This is a genomic window from Oceaniferula marina (assembly GCF_013391475.1).
Taxonomy (GTDB): Bacteria; Verrucomicrobiota; Verrucomicrobiia; order Verrucomicrobiales; family Akkermansiaceae; genus Oceaniferula; species Oceaniferula marina.
Window position 1 is genome coordinate 20,800 of the sequence record NZ_JACBAZ010000012.1, and the last position, 19,940, is coordinate 40,739.

The 19,940-nt window shown below is 51.8% G+C and carries 18 protein-coding genes and 1 tRNA gene; 4 read left to right on the plus strand and 15 right to left on the minus strand.

All coding sequences use genetic code 11. The features are described 5' to 3' along the window. Nucleotides 1-25 precede the first annotated feature (25 nt). Nucleotides 26-358: a DsrE family protein gene (locus HW115_RS17595; RefSeq protein ID WP_178934508.1), complete on the plus strand. Its 333-nt coding sequence runs from the start codon at nucleotides 26-28 to the stop codon at nucleotides 356-358. Between the two features lie 73 nt (nucleotides 359-431). Here HW115_RS17595 and HW115_RS17600 read toward each other — a convergent pair whose 3' ends face one another. The 3 genes from HW115_RS17600 to HW115_RS17610 all read right to left on the minus strand — a co-directional run bounded on the left by HW115_RS17600 (nucleotide 432) and on the right by HW115_RS17610 (nucleotide 3,581). Then, nucleotides 432-1,163 carry a type I 3-dehydroquinate dehydratase gene (locus HW115_RS17600; RefSeq protein ID WP_178934510.1) on the minus strand — a complete coding sequence of 244 codons (732 nt, stop codon included), beginning with the start codon at nucleotides 1,161-1,163 and terminating at the stop codon, nucleotides 432-434. An 82-nt stretch (nucleotides 1,164-1,245) separates the two neighbouring features. After that, entirely contained in the window at nucleotides 1,246-2,751 is a 1,506-nt protein-coding gene (locus HW115_RS17605; RefSeq protein ID WP_178934512.1) for an arylsulfatase, read from the minus strand. A gap of 104 nt (nucleotides 2,752-2,855) precedes the next feature. After that, nucleotides 2,856-3,581, minus strand: coding sequence for a PEP-CTERM sorting domain-containing protein (locus HW115_RS17610; RefSeq protein ID WP_178934514.1), 726 nt, complete (start codon nucleotides 3,579-3,581; stop codon nucleotides 2,856-2,858). Nucleotides 3,582-3,709: 128 nt separating this feature from the next. Between HW115_RS17610 and HW115_RS17615 the strand changes: the two genes are divergently transcribed. Continuing rightward, nucleotides 3,710-4,876 carry a helix-turn-helix domain-containing protein gene (locus tag HW115_RS17615; RefSeq protein ID WP_178934516.1) on the plus strand — a complete coding sequence of 389 codons (1,167 nt, stop codon included), beginning with the start codon at nucleotides 3,710-3,712 and terminating at the stop codon, nucleotides 4,874-4,876. Here HW115_RS17615 and HW115_RS17620 read toward each other — a convergent pair. After that, nucleotides 4,859-6,721 carry a DUF3472 domain-containing protein gene (locus tag HW115_RS17620; RefSeq protein ID WP_178934519.1) on the minus strand — a complete coding sequence of 621 codons (1,863 nt, stop codon included), beginning with the start codon at nucleotides 6,719-6,721 and terminating at the stop codon, nucleotides 4,859-4,861. The genes HW115_RS17615 and HW115_RS17620 overlap by 18 nt on opposite strands. 267 nt (nucleotides 6,722-6,988) lie before the next feature. Between HW115_RS17620 and HW115_RS17625 the strand changes: the two genes are divergently transcribed. Then, nucleotides 6,989-8,296 carry a homoserine dehydrogenase gene (locus HW115_RS17625; RefSeq protein WP_178934521.1) on the plus strand — a complete coding sequence of 436 codons (1,308 nt, stop codon included), beginning with the start codon at nucleotides 6,989-6,991 and terminating at the stop codon, nucleotides 8,294-8,296. Here the strand turns inward: HW115_RS17625 and HW115_RS17630 are convergent. Both HW115_RS17630 and HW115_RS17635 read right to left on the minus strand, forming a co-directional pair. Further along, entirely contained in the window at nucleotides 8,293-9,492 is a 1,200-nt protein-coding gene (locus HW115_RS17630; RefSeq protein WP_178934522.1) for a cysteine desulfurase family protein, read from the minus strand. The genes HW115_RS17625 and HW115_RS17630 overlap by 4 nt on opposite strands. Before the next feature lie 68 nt (nucleotides 9,493-9,560). Next, nucleotides 9,561-10,076, minus strand: a complete 516-nt coding sequence (locus HW115_RS17635) for a septal ring lytic transglycosylase RlpA family protein (RefSeq protein ID WP_227021639.1) — start codon at nucleotides 10,074-10,076, stop codon at nucleotides 9,561-9,563. Nucleotides 10,077-10,362: 286 nt separating this feature from the next. Between HW115_RS17635 and HW115_RS17640 the strand changes: the two genes are divergently transcribed. Further along, the gene (locus HW115_RS17640) at nucleotides 10,363-11,226 is read left to right on the plus strand and encodes a mechanosensitive ion channel family protein (RefSeq protein ID WP_178934524.1); all 864 of its coding nucleotides are present in this window, start codon (nucleotides 10,363-10,365) and stop codon (nucleotides 11,224-11,226) included. Nucleotides 11,227-11,465: 239 nt separating this feature from the next. On the opposite strand, the gene HW115_RS17645 is transcribed toward HW115_RS17640, so the two are convergent. From HW115_RS17645 to HW115_RS17685, 9 genes are all read right to left on the minus strand, one after another. Further along, nucleotides 11,466-12,050: a polysaccharide biosynthesis/export family protein gene (locus HW115_RS17645; RefSeq protein ID WP_178934526.1), complete on the minus strand. Its 585-nt coding sequence runs from the start codon at nucleotides 12,048-12,050 to the stop codon at nucleotides 11,466-11,468. Between the two features lie 166 nt (nucleotides 12,051-12,216). After that, on the minus strand, nucleotides 12,217-12,807 hold the full coding sequence (locus HW115_RS17650) for a polysaccharide biosynthesis/export family protein (RefSeq protein WP_178934528.1): 591 nt from the start codon (nucleotides 12,805-12,807) through the stop codon (nucleotides 12,217-12,219). Nucleotides 12,808-12,956: 149 nt separating this feature from the next. Next, on the minus strand, nucleotides 12,957-15,107 hold the full coding sequence (locus HW115_RS17655) for a GumC family protein (RefSeq protein WP_178934531.1): 2,151 nt from the start codon (nucleotides 15,105-15,107) through the stop codon (nucleotides 12,957-12,959). Between the two features lie 164 nt (nucleotides 15,108-15,271). Next, nucleotides 15,272-16,501 carry an outer membrane beta-barrel protein gene (locus HW115_RS17660; RefSeq protein ID WP_178934533.1) on the minus strand — a complete coding sequence of 410 codons (1,230 nt, stop codon included), beginning with the start codon at nucleotides 16,499-16,501 and terminating at the stop codon, nucleotides 15,272-15,274. A 47-nt stretch (nucleotides 16,502-16,548) separates the two neighbouring features. Further along, the gene (locus tag HW115_RS17665; protein WP_178934535.1) at nucleotides 16,549-17,148 is read right to left on the minus strand and encodes a hypothetical protein; all 600 of its coding nucleotides are present in this window, start codon (nucleotides 17,146-17,148) and stop codon (nucleotides 16,549-16,551) included. An 88-nt stretch (nucleotides 17,149-17,236) separates the two neighbouring features. Continuing rightward, nucleotides 17,237-17,307, minus strand: a tRNA-Gly gene (locus tag HW115_RS17670). A 230-nt stretch (nucleotides 17,308-17,537) separates the two neighbouring features. Further along, nucleotides 17,538-18,293 (minus strand): Nif3-like dinuclear metal center hexameric protein, encoded by a 756-nt coding sequence (locus tag HW115_RS17675; RefSeq protein WP_178934546.1) that lies wholly within the window; start codon nucleotides 18,291-18,293, stop codon nucleotides 17,538-17,540. Between the two features lie 55 nt (nucleotides 18,294-18,348). After that, nucleotides 18,349-19,569 (minus strand): vitamin K epoxide reductase family protein, encoded by a 1,221-nt coding sequence (locus HW115_RS17680; protein ID WP_178934548.1) that lies wholly within the window; start codon nucleotides 19,567-19,569, stop codon nucleotides 18,349-18,351. Next, the gene (locus HW115_RS17685; protein WP_178934550.1) at nucleotides 19,570-19,887 is read right to left on the minus strand and encodes a hypothetical protein; all 318 of its coding nucleotides are present in this window, start codon (nucleotides 19,885-19,887) and stop codon (nucleotides 19,570-19,572) included. Between the last annotated feature and the right edge of the window lie 53 nt (nucleotides 19,888-19,940).

The following is a 19,940-nucleotide window of genomic DNA, read 5'->3' on the forward strand; positions in this document are numbered from 1 at the left end:
CACCCACACGCACAAATAAAAGACCATGCAACGATCCGTCATCATCACTCGAAATGGCATGGGAGAAGGCGATCCCAAGCTCTCTCTCATCCTACTGGAAAAATATCTGACATCCTCACTGGAAAATGACGACATCAAGGACGTCTATGCCTTTTATAACAGTGGAGTCAAAGCCCCACTGGAGAACAAAAACATCTACCTGCTGCTCGAACAGGTCCAGAGCAAGGGAGCCGAGATCTATTTTTGCGGAACCTGCCTTGAGTTCTACGGGCTGGCTCAGGATGTCAACATTGGCAAGATTGCATGCATGAATGACATCCGTACGGTCATCAACAACAGCCGGGCTGATTTTTTATAAGCGAAATAGCAAGGGTTCAACGCAAGCCGGCGGCGGCTGATTGAGGCCAATCAGCCCTACCGTTATCATCTCATCACAATCCCTGAGGCTCGTTACTGGGAGCCTTGGTGATCGGATCCAGAGCCGCAATCGCTGTTTTCAACAATTCGGCAGGCCACTGGCCGGGAGCCGTAGGTTCACTTCCCAGATATCCGTAATTGAGCAAGGATCCGTGCTGGGCATAGAGCATACGCGACACCGGAGCGAGCGGCCCCATGCCCATGATCGCCATGGGATGTGTGTTGCGCTGCAGTAAACTGGTGCACAGAGGAAAATCCTTCACACTTTTATGATAGAGCGCCAACTTAACAATATCGGCTTCCTCTGCCATATCCACCATACGCTGAAGCTGAAATTCTTCCGGGGTATGGTCAAAGTTGTGATAGGAAAGAATCAACCCTACCTCACGAGATCGAATCTCGTGGATGGTTTTTTCCAAACCATTGTATGATGCCAGCTCGACATCAATCCAAGTTGCCCGGTCAGCCACCGCCATCAGCAACTCGGCTCGCTCCTCCAAACTAAGGACCGCAGCTCCCCCCTCCGCAGCACAGCGGGCAGTGAACAACAAAGGAAAATCCTTAAAACGATCCAGCTCGAGCTCCAAAGCATCCATGTGCCCGGACATGGCATCGAGACGAATCTCCAACAAGTCACACTGCTGCGGCAACTCAACCGGCTGCAGGCAGGCAAGATGGTTCAATGAGGCAACAGATCCCACCACCAGTGGGCACTCAGGAATAGTCACTTGACGTTGGCTGGACATGACATCCGCATGTCACATCCAGCCGCATGATTTGTCAATGCGCGTTCGCAAGGAATCTTGCCATCCGCAGGCATCAAGTGCTTTATTTGTATTCTTTTTCCAGTGCTCCCATGGGGAACAACTTGTTTGGCACCCGTGCGTCGCGCATCAATTTTTCAATTTCCGCCACAACTTCGGGGTGCTGCTGGGCCACATCTTCGCTTTCTCCGATATCCTTGGCCAGATTGTAAAGCTTCAAGGGGGTCTTGCTTCCACTCTTCATCACATTCTCCCGGATTCCTTTCCAGTCACCCATACGGATGACTTGCTGACCACGGGTCAAACGGCTCTCCCAATACAGGTATTTATGTTCTGGCTGATCTGCACCGGTCAACGCGGGAACAAAGGAAATGCCGTCGATTCCCGCAGGAGCTTTCACTCCGGCAATGTCACATGCCGTCGGTAAAAAGTCCCAGAGGGCGGCCACATGATCCGTGCTGCTGTTCGCTTTGATTTTCCCGGTCCATTTTACGACAGCGGGCACGCGGATGCCACCTTCATAGAGGTCGCATTTTTTACCACGCAAAAGGCCGTTCCCTTCAAAAAAGGCACGGTCATAGCCACCGTTGAAGGTCGCTCCGTTATCGGAGGAAAAAATCACCACGGTCTTATCATCAAGATCCAATTCTTTGAGCAAGGTTCTCATTTTACCCAAGGTCCGGTCCATGCGGGTAATCATCGCAGCGTAGGTTGCCCTCGGTGTCTTATTCGGTAGATAACCAGCCCCTTTGACGTATGGTTCTTCTTTACCAAACTCCTTACGGTATTTTGCCAGCGACGGTTCGTCTTCAGGAACCTGCAAGGCCACGTGGGGAACAGGCGTCGCATAATACAGGAAAAACGGTTTATCCTTACTGCGCTTGATAAAGGCAAGCGCCTCGTCCTCCATCACATCCGCAGCATAAGTCTCTCCGGTCAAACCACGGTCATTCCCTGGAAGCGTCACCTTCTGGTCATTCTTCCACAAGTAGGTGGGGTAATAGTTATGAGCGTTGCGCTGGCAAATATACCCATAAAAAAAGTCAAACCCGTGCCGGTGCGGGCTGCCCTCATCCTTGGGATGACCCAAGCCCCACTTGCCGATACATGCGGTTGTATATCCCGCATCCTGCAAGAGTTCGGCCACCGTGGTTTCCGATGCCGGCATCGCCAGCTGCCCGGGGAAGCCGTCTTCTTGTTTATACTGCTGAAAGCGGCTTGCCGCCTTTTTCATATCGGGGTCCGAGTATTTCTCAGGCTTTCCTAACAAATGAGCCGAGTTCTCGCGGATCGCGGCATGACCCATATGCTTTCCTGTCAATAAAGCGCAACGTGACGGAGCACACACATTCTGACCGGAATAGAACTGGGTAAACTTCATTCCCTCTTCTGCCAACTGGTCAATATGCGGCGTCTTGATTTTCTTTTGCCCGTAACACCCCAGTTCGCCATAGCCGAGGTCATCGGCAAAGAAAAAGATGATGTTTGGTTTATTGTTTTCCTTCGCTTGAAGGCCTGAGGCCGCCAGCAAGGATAATGCGATCGTGGATAATACGTGTGTGGTCTTCATGAAAGTTAACGGATGGTATCGAATACGTAGGGGAATGTTATTTCTTGGCGTTAAAAAACCCGGCCTTGATCCAAGACCGGGGAAAAATTGAATCGGGTAGTCATTTACTTCCGACGGCGCAGGAACAACGCGACCCCAGACAAGCCAAGCAAAGCTGCTGATGAGGGCTCAGGCACTGTGGTGACATCAACTGAAATATTATCGATTCCATTTGTGAGTGTGCTGGCATGAAGACTCTGAATCCCGATACCATCTACGGTCAATTGCCCCGCAAATGTATAGGGAGCCAGTCCCGTTTCATTTGAATCTTCAAGCTTAATCGATGTGTTCGTGCCATCATAAGTAATAATGGCTTTAATGTTTTCTTCGGTTCCGCTGCTAGCAAAATTAATGAGATTAGATCCTGTCGCATTCGTTGTACCTGTAATATGAAGACCTACAGTTCCATTTTGCCTCTTGCCAATAAAATAAGTAAACCCAGATCCATTGAGAAGTTGTAATCCAATCCCCCGCCCACTCTGCGTCTCATTGCGAATGAGCGTAAAATCCACCGTCATCGTATCATTGACGCCTATTGTGATTGCGCCACCAGAAAAATCACGCTCATTGAGACTAAAACCTCTTCCCAATGCTGCCCCAGATGTCACGACAAAATCTCCATCGCCCCCTGACCACGCCCCTGACCAGCCGGGCGTGCCACTTCCACCATTTTGACCCCCTACATCTTCAGTGCTTGTGTAGCTATTAAAATTATCTTCCGCAATGATCACCGCCTGAGCTGCACCTATTGCTAGGCTCCCAATCATCATTGTTATCACTGTTGTTTTCATGTTTATGTATTTGGTTGTTTTAGTTGCTTTTTTCACTTCCACCCATCGGTGAAAGCAGACTCGATTATGCAAAACCATCCCATCTTGTCGTTGCAATCTTGCGTATTATTTTTATGATTTTGCGCAATATGAAACCCATAGATAAAAATCAGCGCCAATCCAAAGACTCTTCGTTCACACTCGGTCTGGTGATGGATTTTTTTAACCCGAAGCTGCTTGAGGGGGCTCGGGCCTACTGTGAAGAACAGCACATCCGTCTGGATGCGCGCTGGTCGGTGCGGGGGGACTGGCTTCCAGAAAAGCTCAGCTGGAATGGTGTTTTACACGGTCTGGTTGAAGCGTCCGCTGTCTCCGAACGCCTTGCGCAGACCACCCTGCCAGCACTGGCACTTACAGCCGATGAATCCTCACTTGCGGTGATTCCTGACTACTATCGCTGCGGTCAACTTGCCGCTGAAGAACTCCTCTGCTATGGCGCGGAGCACCTGCTTCTGGCCAAACTTAGTCACCGGTTCCTCGATCGTCGTTTTTTTGACGGAGCCCTCTCTGTGGCACAACAACATCAAATCCCCTTTACGGCATTCGATAATACGAGCAGGAGTTTCCGCCCCATGATCCGAAAACTGGTGAGAACCATCAAAAAACCTCCCTCCCCCCTTGGCTTTTGTTTAGCCCATGCTGCGGTCGCCCACTCCGTCACCAATGCGCTTGCATCCTCGGGCATACGTATCCCTGAAGAGGTCAGCATCGTGGTCATCGACAAGGATGTTCAACAAACGGCGGCTCTGGCAACAGTCCCTCTAACCAGCATCGAACTCAACGAATGGCACCGTGGATTTGTTGCAGCAGAAACCTTGCATCGCTGGTTACTGGACAAGCACAAACCCGCCCATGACATCCAAATCCCCCCACGCGGAGTAAGAGGCAGGGCAAGCACCGGACACGTGGAGAGCCGGGATCCCGTCATGGCCAAGGCACTTGGATATCTACGTGCTCACTTCAAACAAAGCATCGGGGTCCCCGAAATTGTCGCCGCCGCAGGAGCCTCGCGCAGACTGGTGGAGATGAGATTCCGTGAAGCCCTCAACCGAAGCATTCACGAAGAACTGCGAAGGCTGCGGATCGAACATGCCCAGCACCTTCTAAAAGAACAATCATTGAGTATCACAGAAATTGCCCGCAGCTGTGGTTTTGCCTCCGTTCACTATTTTTCTGCCGCGTTCAAACGAGAAATTGGGATCTCCCCCAAGCGATTCCAACAACAAAACCGAGACGCCTCATCGCGTGGTGAATGATCCCGAATCAAACATCCACATCTTCCCCCGCTCATTGAAGACGAGGGCGCGGTAATAGTACTTTGTCTTGGGTTTTAAATCGTCCAATTTCACTGAATTGATACCATTTTTTAAAACCTCAACCTTCTGGGAATGAGGCCAAATACGATCATCCTTTAAGGTGGAATGTTTTCTTTCCGTACCTGATTTTTTGCGTGGAGCAAAGGTCAGGCAATCCTTTTCTCCATAGTAAACCACCGCACTGGCATCGTTGCCCGCATCTTCAACGCCTAAATGCAGCATCGCTGAATTTTCGGCAGATACCACACGGTGCTCTGCAAAGGTCACCGGCAATTGATAGAGTTGTTTGACTTTGTCCGGAGAAAGGTAATCGGGGAGGGCTTCATCATGAACAGAACCCGGCAGTTGGATCGGTTTCGCCGGTCCACTGAAGTGCTCCATACCGCCCATCTGGAAGACAAACCATCCATCCTTGGTCACACCCCAGAGTTTATTGTTATGCGTTCTTTTACCTGCAGGTAGAATATCCAACCGCTGCCACTTCCCTTCGGCATCCAAACACCACCCTTTACGAACAACCTTACGAACAATGTCACCGCTGCGCTGCACCTGCGGAGGACCGGGAACCTCCACAAAAGATCCCGGCCACAAGGAGGCTTTGGCCTTTCTGCCTGATCGACCTCCTACCCACTTTCTCCCGACACAATACAATTTCCACCCGGCCAAATCCGGATCATAAAAATACCCATAATACGTATTGTAGGTTTGACCACGCTCAACTCGAAGGCTCTGCACCACTTCATGTGGCCGTGATGAAGCCAATGGCGACCAACCCCTTGGTTTTACCCCCGTGCCCTCATGGCCAAAACCGCTGAAATCCGCGCTGGGGTCCCCCAATGCCAGTAGATGAGCCTGCTGCTCCAGCGGGGCCGTTTCACGCGACCACATCGAAAAATTAAATCCTCCCTGAAACCTCTGGTCTGCATCAAAACTGCCACCATAATATCCGAACGGGGTGACAATCGGAGAATAGCTGCTCACGTGATTCAAGCTCTTGGATACCATCACCCACATCTTCGTCTCTTCGACCCGCGAGGACCGATAGCTTCCATGCACAGCCGCAGGACGCCAGCGGGCGCGCAGTAACTTCGCACCCTCGATAGCAGAACCATACACATCAACGGTCGAAAGTTTTCCCAATGAGACCCCTTGTTCGGTATCCGCCGACAAGTTCAGTGTATGTTTTCCCGTATCAGAAACTTGGAACACCAGCCCCTCCTTCATCGCCTTGACATCTCTCATTTTGATTCGCTTCTTCTGCCCGGCAAAAGAAACCACCATACTGCCCTCAGGATTCTTTTGGTTGGCATCCAGACGAATCAACAACCTCACCTCCCCGGGCTTCGTCAAATACAGATGCCAACGCATGGATTGGCCCGGTTTGTCCCACCCGTCCAGATAGGCATAATCAGAAGCTATCAAGGGAGGGTGACCTTTGGCCGGTTTCCCCGCAGGGTGACCATTCGCAACATCCTTGTGAGCCGACGCACCTTTGGCCCGGATTCCACGGTCAAAAAATCCATTGCTCGCAGTGAGTATGATTTTTCCTCTGCCTGCCGCCTGGCCATGGTATTCAATGCGATCTCCAAATTCCCCCACGCCTGAGGTAAACCACTCGGCTGGCTCACCCAACTGGCCTTGTCCGGCAGGAACTTCAACTGCCTGAGCCGGACCACCTAGGCCCAACAACAAAACCGACACCGTCGTAAGTAAAGCTCCCGTTCTCCCCCCATCCCTGGCTCTCCCCACTTTAATTGACTCTGCCACCATTCTCGTCTGTTTCATGATCTGCATACCGGAACTTACTCTATCCAAAATGGCTCCCGTGTCGTTACCAAATTACGCATCATTTTTGTGATATTGCGCAAGCATGATATCCGAATGTGTATTTTAAAGTAAAGGGCACTTGGCATAGGATCGCAGGAAAAACCCACAATTTCTCTGACAAGGTCAAAAATCAGGCTACTTTACCCATCCATGCCGCATTTTACTCTTTTGCATCAGAGCAAGCTACGGCACAACCATCGGCGTCAACCCAGACACACACATATCATGAATAAAACACTCGGCATAGGACTCGCAGGATTCGGCACCGTTGGAACCGGTGTATGGGAAACCCTGGAACGCAACTTTGATCTCATTTCCAACCGGACCGGCGTCCGAACCGAAATGATGCGTATCGCCGTGCGTGACATTAACAAATCCCGCCCCGAGGGAGCACCTGTGGAAAAATTCACCACCGACTGGAAAGATGTCGTCAACGACCCGACCGTCGATATCGTTGTCGAACTCATCGGAGGAACCACAACCGCATTCGAAATTGTCGAAGCCGCGCTCAAGGCTCGCAAACCTGTGGTAACGGGCAATAAAGCCCTACTCGCTGAACGAGGCAAGGCTCTGTTCGCGCTCTCGCGCGAGATGAATACACCCATTCATTTCGAAGCGGCCGTAGCCGGAGGTATCCCCATCATCAAAGCTGTCCAGGACTCCTTTGTCGGCAACCGCATCGAGACGATGGCCGGCATCATCAATGGCACATCCAACTATATTCTCGAGCGGATGACCGATGCCGGACTCGGCTACCCCGAAGCGCTCAAAGAAGCTCAAGAACTAGGATACGCAGAAGCTGACCCCACCCTAGACGTCAACGGATGGGACGCCGCTCACAAAGCCATCCTACTGGCCACCCTGTCCTACGGATTTAGCATCGACCCCGCTGAGGTTTACGTGCGGGGCATTGAAATGGTCCGCGGTATCGACATTGAATTTGCCAAGCGTCTCGGCTTCGTGGTCAAACTTCTTTGTGTGGTGCGCGAGCACGAAAATGGCACGGTGGAAATCCGCACCCAACCCTCGTTCATCCCTCAAAGCCACGTTCTCTCGAGCGTCAATGGTGTCTTCAATGCGGTTGCCATCAATGGTGACGCATCCGGTGAATCACTCTTCTACGGACGTGGCGCCGGCAAGGGGCCGACAGCATCATCGGTTGTCGCCGACATCGTAGAAGCCGCACGCGGGTTTGCCCAGGAAGCAGGCCACCGCGGCTTTCTCCCCTATCAGACAGAGGGACAACTTGTTCCGATCGAAGACACTGAAACCCCGTATTATGTCCGCTTCGATGTTACCGACGAACCGGGCGTGATTGCCAAGATTGCCAATATCCTGGCTGATGCCGGCATCGGTATTTCCGGAACCCACTCACCAGTGAACGCCGATGACCCCGACGCCGACTTTGTCGACATGGTATTCCAACTGCACACCTGCAAGTTTGGTCTACTCAAAGACACCCTGAAGGAGATCGAAGCACTCAACTGCGTCAACTCCCGTCCGGTTGTGTTCCGAATTGAAAATTTAGGCTAAGTAAAAATCTGCACAGGCCCCACTCCGGGGCCTCCCTGCACACGACGCAATTTGCCCACTGCCTTTTTCACAGCTTCCACAGCGGCATCGCACTCCTCGGAAGTCGTCAGAATGGACAAGGAAATACGCAGACTGCTTCTCGCCTGATCCGCAGGTATGCCCATGGCTGTCTGAACATGGGAAGGTTTCTGCTTTCCGGTCATGCAGGCACTTCCTGCCGAGCATTGCACGCCATACTCATCCAGCAAGATCAACAAGCCAGCGGCTTCACAGTCGTCAAAGGAAAGATGTGAGGTGTTCGCCGTCCGATAATCCATGGATCCATTCACCGTCACACCGGTGATCTCCGACAGAATTCGCTGCTCAAAATGATCCCGCAAGCGAGCCACTCCGGCATGCCCATCGGCATCCAAACGGGACTTCATCAGCTCCGCAGCTTTTCCCAGCCCGACAATGGACGCTACATTCTCGGTGCCGCTTCGCCGCCCCCCTTCCTGCCCACCACCTCGCAGCATCGGTTCAAATGCCAACCCGCGACGGATATAGAGTGCGCCCACACCCTTCGGAGCGTGTAACTTATGCCCGGAAATCGATAAATAATCGACCGGCACCTCCCGCACATTCACCTCCGTTTTCCCCACCGCTTGGATGGCATCACTGTGCAACGGAACGCCAGCACTCCGAGCCACCTCGCAAGCCTCCGCCATCGGCTGAATCACTCCAGTTTCATTATTGGCCCACATCAGAGAGGAAAAGGCCACATCACCCAATGCGAGAGCATCCCGATACGCCTCGAGATCCAATCGGCCATCAGGCTGAACCCCCACTTTTTCCAACACAAAACCCTCCTGATCTTGCAAGTACTCGCCATAACGTAAAATCGCACTGTGCTCAATCGCACTGGTCACCACCCTCCGGCACTGCCCCCCCTGTCTCGCAGACACCCGAGCTAAAAACGACAGAGCCGCATTATTCGCCTCCGTTCCACAGCCGGTAAAAATGATCTCCTCAGGATCTGCACCAATCAACGATGCCACTTGCTCGTGAGCCGTCTCCATGGCCGTTCTTACGGCCTTTGCGGCTCGATACCCGCTGGAAGGATTATACCATTGATCCGTCAAATACGGCATCATCTCCTCCAGCACTTCGGGATGAATTTGAGTGGTTGCGTTGGAATCAAGGTAAACCATAGCCATGAGGTAACGACTATCGGCCCCGGGGACAACCAAAATTCACGACCGCAAGCACAGCCAGGCACCCCTGGCTACCACCAGGCAAACCAGGATTTCTTCTTGGCCTTTCTCTTATGTTTTCCATCACCCACGCTGACCACCTCGACTTCCACCTCGGTCAGGCCATGTTTTTTAAAGCCAAGCTTCGAGGCCGCGCGCGGAGTGACATCAATAATCCTGCCGTCAATAAACGGCCCCCGGTCATTGACCCGCATCTTCAACGAACGTCCATTGCTTAGGTTGGTCACTTTAACAACGCAAGGCAACGGCAAGGTCTTATGCGCGGCCGATACATGCCAGGGCATAACTTTCTCGCCAAGTGAGGTATTACCCCGCTTGAGACCAAAATACTTACTCTCGTCATACCACGACGCAATCCCGGTTTCACGGTACTGCAAAGCCTGCTCAACCTGCATCGGACGATAATGCCCGCCACGAACCGTGTAGGAACGCGTCATGTACCCCTCATAACTCGGACCACAGGACACCAACACCATCGAGAGTATCGATACCCACATCATCATAAAAACTCGAGTGTTCCAAGCCATGGGGCAAAGCTATCGCAAATCCGCCCAGCGGAAAACTTCAAAAGTCAGCACTGCATATCGGTATGACTCTGGCACGCACAGCCGTTCTTGACCTCCGGACATCCAGAGCCTATAAGCGCGGCGAACCAGACCAACAAATAACCTCAATCATCCAATGACTCGTAAATCCATCGAAGCCTGGGCCAAAGCCTTCATCGTCGTCCTCTCCCTGACCTTTGTCTACTCGGCATATAAGGTGGGTGAAATGATCGGATGGTGGGGATAGACCCGTTGTAACCTGCCGACCATGTCTCTGACCTTGCTTGCCGACCTTGCCGCAGATGCGGTTCACGCCTGGGAAAACGTTTGGCTGCAAACTGCAGTCGCCGTCGTCCTAACCTATATTGCCCATCTGGTTATTCGCGGGGTTTTACTCCGTCCACTCGAACGAATTGCGGATGCCACTAGCAATGACCTTGACGACCGACTCGTCCATTTCCTGAGAATTTTTTACAAAGTCGCTCTCGTTTTCGGGCTGTTTTTGGTTGTTCTTAAAATTCACGGCATCGCCATCACGCCACTGCTCGCCAGCGCCGGTATCGCAGGGATCGCCATCGGCCTCGCAGCCAAGGAAACCCTCGCGGATATCCTCGCCGGCATTTTTCTCATCACCGACCGCCCGATCAAAATTGGTGACCGGGTGAAAATCGAACGGATCGGCAAACATTGGGGGGCCTGGGGCGACGTGCTCGACATCGGCCTACGCCGAACCTGCATCCGCAATACCGACGGCGTCGCCGTTAACTACCCCAACAACATCCTCGCCAATTCCATTATCACCAATTTTTCCCACGACGACGGACCAATGCGGGTCAGAGTGCGATTCCAGGTCGATCATGATGCCGATATCGAACATGTATGCGATGTTGCCAAACTTGCGATTCAACGGACCGAACACGTCATCGATGAAAGCTCCGAGGTGGTTGTCCGCTCACTCTGGCACGACGACGGAGGACATATGCACTCCGGCATTCTCGTCGAAGGGCGCTACCGCATCCCCAACATTCGCGAACGCACCCGCATCCGGTCGGCTGTTTTAAAGAATATCCTCGCCGACTTCAAAACGAACCGCATCCAACTCTCATCCCCCACGATCAAGGTAGGGGCTTAAAGGCGATACCAATCAGAGACGTAGAATCGCAGGGCGAATGCACTAGCGGCTAACAGCCTGCGGCGCTGACAGAATTCACATGATTGAAGAGGATTTACAGGATTTTTCAGAAGTAAGCGAGCAGCTAGGTTTTGGGTAAAGCTTGATCTTCAAAATGAAAAATCCTGACCATCCTGTCTGCGCCGCAGGCATCACTCAGATAAGCTCCCTCATGTAGGAGCCCTGAAAGCGGAGACTGGCTACTGGCCATCAAAAGGCCCCTTTTGAGGCACCACGATCAGGTCTCCTTCTTGCACTTTGACCCGCTTGCTTTCATCCTTACGCAGGTCATAGATCGTCTTTTTGTTTCCACGGTGCAACTCCACCCGTTTGATCGTACCAAACATATCAACACCACCTGCAGCTGCAATCGCTTTCAATAAGGTCATATCACGTTTAAAGGCAACAGGACCATTCCGGTTCACCCGACCGGTCACACTGACCTCTGCCGCATCGATACCTCCTTCTCCTTCATTTTTCTGAGAGACCACTGTAATACGAGGATCCTGATAAATCCCAGCATCCTTGTATGCCGCTTCAATCCGCCGGGAAAGCTTGGCGCTATCGATTCCACTGGCCTGAATCCCCCCTTTGATCATGGGCAAAAACAACTGGCCATCAGGGGTCACCATATAACGCCCGGTCACCCGGGCCTGCTCACCTTGGGGAATGCCACGGATCTCAACCGTTAAAAATTCTTTAGGTGAAATTGCCTGTGCTGAGGCAAAATTCAAACAAGCCAACAGCACCGTGGCCAAACATACGAATCCATGTAATTTTTTCATGATTAGGGAGGAGTAATTAACTCGATAAGCAACCTGCACCTGTATGATGCCATGTCAAATCATGCGGAGTCTTTTATTCACTTTTTTCTCCCATCCCCCATCAATAAAAAAGCCGGTGAAGGAAAGCTCCCTCACCGGTTGTAAATTTTGGCCAACAATCTCTTATCTATCGGCCTCGCCAATCCTTCTGAGGGACATTGATGGTATCTCCGGGATAAACGCGAACAGTCATATGCTCTGTCTTTTTTAAATTATAAACAGTGCGACGACCTTTACGTATCAATTCCACCCTGTAGATCGATCCAAACGCCGTTTCGCCACCAGCAGCAGACACCGCCTGGAATAAAGTCATCCCTGAAATGAATGGCCGCTGGCCTGGGGATTTCACATATCCACCGATACTAACCACCTCGCGCTCACGCTGCTCGATCTGTCGGCTGTCTTGCCCGGAACTCACCGCAATGCGTGGATCAGTGTACATCCCTGCCGCTTTGTAGGCGGCTTCAATTTTTCGAGCCAAAGATGAATAACTCATCCCATTGGCTTTGATTCCGTTTTTCAAGAGAGGCATGTAAACGTAGCCCTTCGGATCAACATTATACTCTCCACTGACACGGGACTGCTCGGATGCCGGCACACCCAGAATGCGAATGGTCAGCGACTCGTTCGCCGAAATACTTTGAGCCGTTGCAAAGCTCGAGCATAAAACAATGGCTGTGATCGTAGCCGCCAGTAGTTTAGTTATGGATTTCATCATATGGTATGGAAAATGTGGGAAGGGAGCAATCAAACGTTAAAAAGGGAGTCAAAAGGGCAGTCACAAAGCCATGCTTGCCATATTGGCGATGACCAAGATACCCCTGCTCGGACCCTTGTCAACGGAATCACCGGCAATAAAACCTCAGTTTAGTAAAGATCGTCATCTTGCTCGGTCACCTTCTTCGGTTCGGCTGCGGCAGCCGTCTGCTTCTGTGACTGCTCGGTCGGGCTTTCATCTCCGGAAGGAGCATAGTAGGTGTAGTAGCTTGTGTAGTACTGGTATTGGTTGTCGCTGCGGACATCCACGTTGTTGAGCACCACACCGATGACGTGGCCGCCAACATTCTCGACAGCCTGCTTCACCCGCATCAGCATGTTACGAGGCAACTTGCGGTGCTGGACCACTATCATCGTCAAGTCCACCTCACTGGACAACACAGAGGCGTCACTGACACCGAGAATTGGTGGGGAGTCAACCAAGACCAAGTCAAAGCGTTGCTTCACATCCTTGATCAGCTCGGACATACGACGCGAGTTCAGGATACCGGCGGCGTCAGCTGGCAGGATGCCTGATGGCATGAAATAGAGGTTGTCCACAGGTGTCTGGAGGATCACATCCTCGAGCAGCAAATCCGTGGTCAAGTAATTGGTCAAACCAACCGAGTTGTTGATATCGAAGAAGGTATGCAATCGAGGACGGCGAAGGTCGGCATCGATCATCAGCGTGGTGTAACCACCTTGAGCACAAATGTAGGCCAGGTTCACCATCGTGGTGGACTTACCTTCACCCGCTCCACCGGATACCACTGTAATCGAGTTGTCCTCTGGGTTCTTGCGGTTGAATTCAATATTGGTTCGGAGGATACGATAAGCCTCGGCATCGGGGCTGGATCCAGCCTGCTTGTGTAGAACGCCCACATCCTTGGGAATCACAGCGAGCACGGGCACTTTAAGGAATCGTTCAACATCTTCCAAACTCTTCACTGAGGTGTCGAGATATTCGAGCGCGAAAGCAATACCCACACCGAAAATCAAACCAACCACCGCACCTAAAGCAAGGTTGAGTGGCACATTCGGGCTGACGGCATTGTCTTGGATTTGAGGATACTGATGCACCACAATATTCGTCATGGGCATTTCAAGTTTCGTTTTCTCGCGATCATATTGAATATCCATGTTGTCTTTGATTGCCAAAGCCGTCTGGTATTCTTTACGGGCAATATTGAACTCCTGAATATCACGAGCCGTTACGGTGCCCTCTTCCTTCTGAGCATTCACGACTTCCTGCATTTTTTCCACACGCCCTTCAAGCAAATCAAGTTTGTGCTTCAAAGAGTCACGCACATTATGAGCTCTTCTCTCCAAGCTTGCCTCCAACTCGGTAATCCCCGTTTTACGCATGACAATATCCGGGTGGTTCTCACCAAACCCTTGCGCCAGCATTTGCTGAAGCTCACGCTTCGCTTCGATGTATTTATTGTAATATTCCTGAAAACCTACTTCAGGTAATTCAGCCGCGACTGCAATCAATTCTTCACGGCTCAATGTAAGTAATTTATTCAACTGAAAGCTCAACTGCTCTTTGTCTCGCTTCGCCTGATAGAGCTCTTTCTCAGCAATTTCAACCAAGCCACTACTGATGCCCTGGGTATTACCACCTTTTTCAGTTTCCCAGTAGATGATGCCTGACTTCTCTGCAATATCCATCAAGCGCTTCCGCAGCTCCGCCACCCGGTCACTTTTATTCTGAAGCTGCCCTTTAATCGCCTTCAGTTGATCATCACGAATTCCACGTTCAATCATTCTTCGGCGCTCTTCGTATGCCTCATACACCGCCTGCGCGACTATTTTTGCATCGTCCTTCTTGCGATGCCTCACTGAAATTTCAATCAAGTCCGTTCCGCGACGCTGACTCGTTTTGATCATGCCTTTTAACAAAGCGATCACGGTTTTTCTGTTCTCACCCCAGCGTGTCTCCAACTGAACCTTGTCAATCGCCAGCTCGAGAGTTTCTTCAGCCACGATAATCTCAAACTGAGTGTTCATGAACTGACGTGTCATGGGAACAGCCGTTCCTCCAGCTGCGCGTGTCATCGTCGGATCAACTTCAACAATCGGTTTCACCTCAACCAGGGCCATACTCTCATATTTCTTTGGCATCACATAGGTGATCACCGCAGCAGTCAGAAACACCAAAAGGAAGGTCAGGAGAATAACACCGTAACGATTCTTCAACACCTGCCAATAATCAATGGCATGCAGATTCGCTTCGCTCTGGTTCGGGTCTGGATTTTGCATAATCAATAGGTATTCAGGAGATAGAGCCTCTGGCGTGCTTATTCAAACAAGCCCAAGGAATTGAGGTAGAGATTTCTCGCTGAGAATCGATCGTTTGTAAATGAAAAAGCTGCCGCAATGTCACATTGCGGCAGCTAGCGTGTTCGGATTTTTCGACAGGAAAATTAGAACTCATAGCGAAGACCCAGAGACGCACGGTTCTGGCTGTAATCGCGGGAGTCAGCAGCGGCTGGCAAACCTCCACCGGACGAGCTGTCGGTGTAGTTGTAAGAACCAGTCACGTATACTGAATCATTGACCTTGTAGGAGAATCCGACATACAGATTCCAAAGGTCTTGATCAAGATCCGAGATGCCAGCAATGTTGGCATCTTGGTAGTCCGTCATGATGTAGTTCAAACCACCGTGCAGCGTCAGCTGAGGCGACACAATGTAGTCAGCGGAGATACCGAGACGGAAGGTGTCATTGAGGTCATAGTAGTAACCACCGAAGCTGGTTCCGTAGTCCTCCATGCTGTAACGGGCAAAGGCACGCACGCTGAACTGGTCGTTCACGCGGCTACGAAGCGCACCTTCAAAGAAGGGGCTGGTATTGTCGTCACCACTGTCGGAATCACGGAACTGAGCACCCGCCTTAAGCACACCAACGGTGTTCGGGCTGAAGCGATGTTCGATACCGGCAAGCAGGTAGTGACTGTCAGAATCTTCGGCTGTGCCGTCGGCTGAAGTCGCGCTGTAGCGGTAGTCCAGAGTCCAGACTGTTTGCTCAGTGGAGCGATAGCGGAACTGGTTGTAAACCGACCATGTTGTCCGGTCGTTACCACTCGCGGCGGTATCATAATCGACACCGTGGAAAGTGAATCCAGTGTAAGTCGCAAAACGCTCAGTCCAACGGTAACCCACAGCATTGTCGGTGGTCCAGTGGAAGTAAGGATCGAGCTGACGGTCAAGGGTAAGGCCCCAGTTGTAGTCGGGCTCCATCTCATAGGCAACGTAGTTGCGGCTGGAGAAACGAAGACGCTCACTGACGCGGTGCGCCCAGTTGACGCCAAGACGACCTTCACCATAGGCATCGCTGGACATGGCTGCTGGCTGGTCAAAGTAGTACGTTCCACCGATGCGGCCATACACATCCCAAGTGGTCTGGGGTGTGATGCTGACCCAAGCGGCACCAACATAGGCACTGACATAACCAGAGTCATCTTCGTAACCTTCACTTCCTTTGATCACCGTAGGGGTGACGTTATCGTCATAACCCACGCTGATTCCTGCGGACCAGGTAATTGGCAAACTTTCGAGCGCATCATCGTTGGGTGCAAGGTCATACAACCCTTGCGCGCATGCCGCGCCAAGGGATGCGAGCATCACACCTCCTGCAATCATTTGTTTTTTCATAATCGTAATCTTAATTTATCAATGAATAATATCCTTAGAAAGCTATCTTAGGTTTCTGGGTTTTCAACAACATCTTCAGCAGTGGAAGAAGATGGAGTCACGGTAGGAGGAGTATCAACTGGAGGCAGAAGCGGGAATCCGCCGGGACCACCAGGAGTAGGGCCAACGGGGTTGTCGGCAGTTCCTCCGTTCGGGAAATCGAGTGGGTTTTGAGCAACCGGTGGCACAACCACAGGCTTACCTCCTTTTTCGTCACCTCCTTTGGCGCTGTATCCGGAATCACCACCGACTGCAGTCAGTTTGGTCACCACGGCATTCACCTGGGCAAGGGCATCAGGAGCAACAGCAACGGCACACTGGCCGATGATGCGAAGTTTGCTTGGAGCAGCGGTAGCAGCAGCATCAACGATACTTGCAACCATGGCCTTATCAGCATCGGAAGCCACAATGGCAGCTTTCACGATTTCACAGGCACATGCCTCGTTCTGGCCAATCTGGGCAGCGACGAGTTCAAGAACCTTATCGGGCTGGGCAGCTACGGCTCTTTTGACAACCGCAGATACATTTTGACAATCAGGCGCATCTGCGAAGGCTGGCGTAGCGGCCAGCACAGCACCGAACAGCGCATATTTAATAGTATTTTTCATAATAATTTCCTTTCTGGATCGAAACGATTCTTTCGACCGTTTTTAGTTTTTCCTGTTTGTTTGTTCTGTCTTTTTTCCTGTCAGGGAGAGCGGGTAGCGGGAATCGAACCCGCATAATCAGCTTGGAAGGCTGGAGCTTTACCATTAAGCTATACCCGCAATGGTGAGAGTATTTAATCGAGAATATGAAAGCCTAGCAAGCATTAAATTGACTTTTTTAAAACATTTCTTTTCTTTTTCAAACATTGTTTAAGAGTCTTAAATCCACGATTTTGCTTTGATTGGAGCAATAGGGACGACCTGCACACGCCATTGAAGAATCAGTTAGAAAGCGAGCGAGGCGACCACAAACATAAATGAATATGCAAGGGCATCGTGTGATGCAATTGTTACAATCCTGTCGAATGAGGAAGAAACACGGAGTCCACACCGAACTTTTCAGCAACTTGTGCCGACAGAGCGCGCACGCCGAAGGTTTCGGTCGCATAATGACCTGCGTAAAACACATTCAGGCCCAGCTCTTCAGCCAAGGGGTAACTCCAATGAGGCCCCTCACCGGTGATGAATGTATCAACGCCACACTCGGCAACAGCCGCCACCTCGCTACCAGCGCCGCCGGTAATCACCCCCACGGTTCCGACCGGGTCACTTCCTGCCGGACAATGGTGCACAGGGGCATCCACCGCACGGCCAACCCTCTCAAGCAATGCTTCACGAGACAGCGACATCGACTGCTTCAATCCAAGCTGAATCCCCTTCCAATCAAAAAAAGGCTCGGGATCAGACATTCCGATTGCCCGTGCCAGACAGGCGTTGTTTCCGAGAAAGGGATGCACATCGAGGGGAATATGCGCACTATAGATTGCCAGACCGTGGTCCATGGCCAGCTTGATTTTACGATACACCGGCCCTGTCACACGTTGCGTCCCTTGCCAAAACATCCCGTGATGAACCAACAACAGGTCAACTCCCTCGGCCACGGCCTTCTCCATGACGGGTAACGATGCATCCACGGCAGCCCCGACTTTGGAAACAGAACCTCCATTCTCAAGCTGCAAACCATTCAGAGCCCCGGGGTAGTCGGGGATGACATCCAGGCTCAACTCTTCGTCCATCCATGCACACACATCCTTGAGTTTGGTCATGCATTACCCAGTAACAAATTCCAGATGAAATCCCACCTCTAATTTGCGGGCCAGCCTATTTCAAGCCAAGGTATTTCTCGAGCAGCGCATCCAAGGTTGCCTTATCGGCAACGAGCCCTTGAACCACCACTTTATCCACAATCAGCAGTTTAGGCATCACCGGGGTGCTCTGGACAAACACCCGGTAGTCGGCAACATTGCGCTTCAATAGTTCATCCACCCACTCGGAATCGCTGACAATCGCCTGCTCACCAACCATGCCAATTGCCAGAGACTCCACCACCTCCAGCGGCATACCCTCACTTTCAAACAACTGCCGATGAAAATCGGCAAACTTTGAGGGGTCGGCCCGCCAAACCTTCAGTGCCAAGCGAGCCAACTCACAGGCATGCTGGTGGTTCTTCGCGCCTTCGGGAAGATACTGGTTGCATGAGCGGTTCAAAGGGACGGGAAGGACGATCACAGCCAATTCCCCGGGATGCCGGGCCATTTCCTGCTCCAGCAGTTCGTGCATCTCGCGACAAGCGGCACAGGTATAATCAAAATACTTCACCAGCACGTGAGTAGCATCAGCGGAGCCCAAATGCGGCAAGGCCTTCACCCGGTAGGATTTCCCTCCATTTAAAAACTGCACCAGCCGCCCCTCCCCGCGGGCATGAATGTCCTTTGCCTTATGCTCAGAAAGATCAGCCGAAGGCTTACCGCCACCATGCAGCTGCAACACATCCACCCGGTGGGTTTCCGGCTCGGGCCCAAGATGCTGGATCAATGCCAAACTCAACACCGCCAGCATCGCCAAACCGGCACAAAACCACGCAACCATTCGCCGCTGCTTACCCCGCTCTCCAACAAGTAGACACAACCCCAGCAGAGAACCCAATGCGTGAGACGTCATGCAATACGGGCAGAACTGATCGAGAACAAACAACTGCAAGGCCGTAAACCAACACGCCGCCCAAAGACACAACCAGGCAGCACAACAACGAAATTTTCGCGCCAAATGCGACGCCGACCAAGGCCCCCAAAGGCTCGCCCATATCGCCAAATACAGCCCAAGCGAAAACAAACTCACCGGAACCACCGCCCAGACCATCGACCACTTACTCCCCAACACATTGGAACAGCCGCTACCCGCCCCACAACCGGCCAGACTATCAATCCGTCCACTCAATTTTTCGATCGACAGCCAGAGGCTCAATCCGGCAGCAAACACACACAAAACCGAAGCCGTCCAGCGCACACCCCTCCCCAGCCCTTTGTCGTGCGTTTCAGACATTCAACCTTTTGTCGCAGATTGCTTATCCGTTGTGGACCGCTCAGACACACCCAGAGGTCTGCCCTGATCATCCAGAGTCACCCAGTCGTCACCCTCGCGCATTCTGCGCCACCCGTTGATACCCAAAAGCAAGGTCAATGCCAGACATGCCAGCGTCGTCTCCATCAGGAAAGGGCTGGTAACCATCGCCAGATAGAGCCGCCCTACTTCTCCTGAGAAACCAGGCAAATATGCCGCCGCGGCAATCCCTCCAAGGCAAATGAAGAAAAACACAATGATCGCCATACCGATCGCGATCTGTTTCTTCCGTGAATCCATAACAATGATGACAAGGTATAATAGGGGTAAACAGGCTGTATTTCAACGCTCCA

Coding starts and splice junctions, on each gene's coding strand:
- HW115_RS17625 (WP_178934521.1), top strand. CDS start 6,989: ATGAATAAAACACTCGGCATAGGACTCGCAGGATTCGGCACCGTTGGA.
- HW115_RS17680 (WP_178934548.1), bottom strand. CDS start 19,569: ATGTCTGAAACGCACGACAAAGGGCTGGGGAGGGGTGTGCGCTGGACG.
- HW115_RS17645 (WP_178934526.1), bottom strand. CDS start 12,050: ATGAAAAAATTACATGGATTCGTATGTTTGGCCACGGTGCTGTTGGCT.
- HW115_RS17650 (WP_178934528.1), bottom strand. CDS start 12,807: ATGATGAAATCCATAACTAAACTACTGGCGGCTACGATCACAGCCATT.
- HW115_RS17640 (WP_178934524.1), top strand. CDS start 10,363: ATGTCTCTGACCTTGCTTGCCGACCTTGCCGCAGATGCGGTTCACGCC.
- HW115_RS17620 (WP_178934519.1), bottom strand. CDS start 6,721: ATGAAACAGACGAGAATGGTGGCAGAGTCAATTAAAGTGGGGAGAGCC.
- HW115_RS17605 (WP_178934512.1), bottom strand. CDS start 2,751: ATGAAGACCACACACGTATTATCCACGATCGCATTATCCTTGCTGGCG.
- HW115_RS17660 (WP_178934533.1), bottom strand. CDS start 16,501: ATGAAAAAACAAATGATTGCAGGAGGTGTGATGCTCGCATCCCTTGGC.
- HW115_RS17595 (WP_178934508.1), top strand. CDS start 26: ATGCAACGATCCGTCATCATCACTCGAAATGGCATGGGAGAAGGCGAT.
- HW115_RS17630 (WP_178934522.1), bottom strand. CDS start 9,492: ATGGCTATGGTTTACCTTGATTCCAACGCAACCACTCAAATTCATCCC.
- HW115_RS17665 (WP_178934535.1), bottom strand. CDS start 17,148: ATGAAAAATACTATTAAATATGCGCTGTTCGGTGCTGTGCTGGCCGCT.
- HW115_RS17675 (WP_178934546.1), bottom strand. CDS start 18,293: ATGACCAAACTCAAGGATGTGTGTGCATGGATGGACGAAGAGTTGAGC.
- HW115_RS17635 (WP_227021639.1), bottom strand. CDS start 10,076: ATGGCTTGGAACACTCGAGTTTTTATGATGATGTGGGTATCGATACTC.
- HW115_RS17685 (WP_178934550.1), bottom strand. CDS start 19,887: ATGGATTCACGGAAGAAACAGATCGCGATCGGTATGGCGATCATTGTG.
- HW115_RS17610 (WP_178934514.1), bottom strand. CDS start 3,581: ATGAAAACAACAGTGATAACAATGATGATTGGGAGCCTAGCAATAGGT.
- HW115_RS17655 (WP_178934531.1), bottom strand. CDS start 15,107: ATGCAAAATCCAGACCCGAACCAGAGCGAAGCGAATCTGCATGCCATT.
- HW115_RS17615 (WP_178934516.1), top strand. CDS start 3,710: ATGAAACCCATAGATAAAAATCAGCGCCAATCCAAAGACTCTTCGTTC.
- HW115_RS17600 (WP_178934510.1), bottom strand. CDS start 1,163: ATGTCCAGCCAACGTCAAGTGACTATTCCTGAGTGCCCACTGGTGGTG.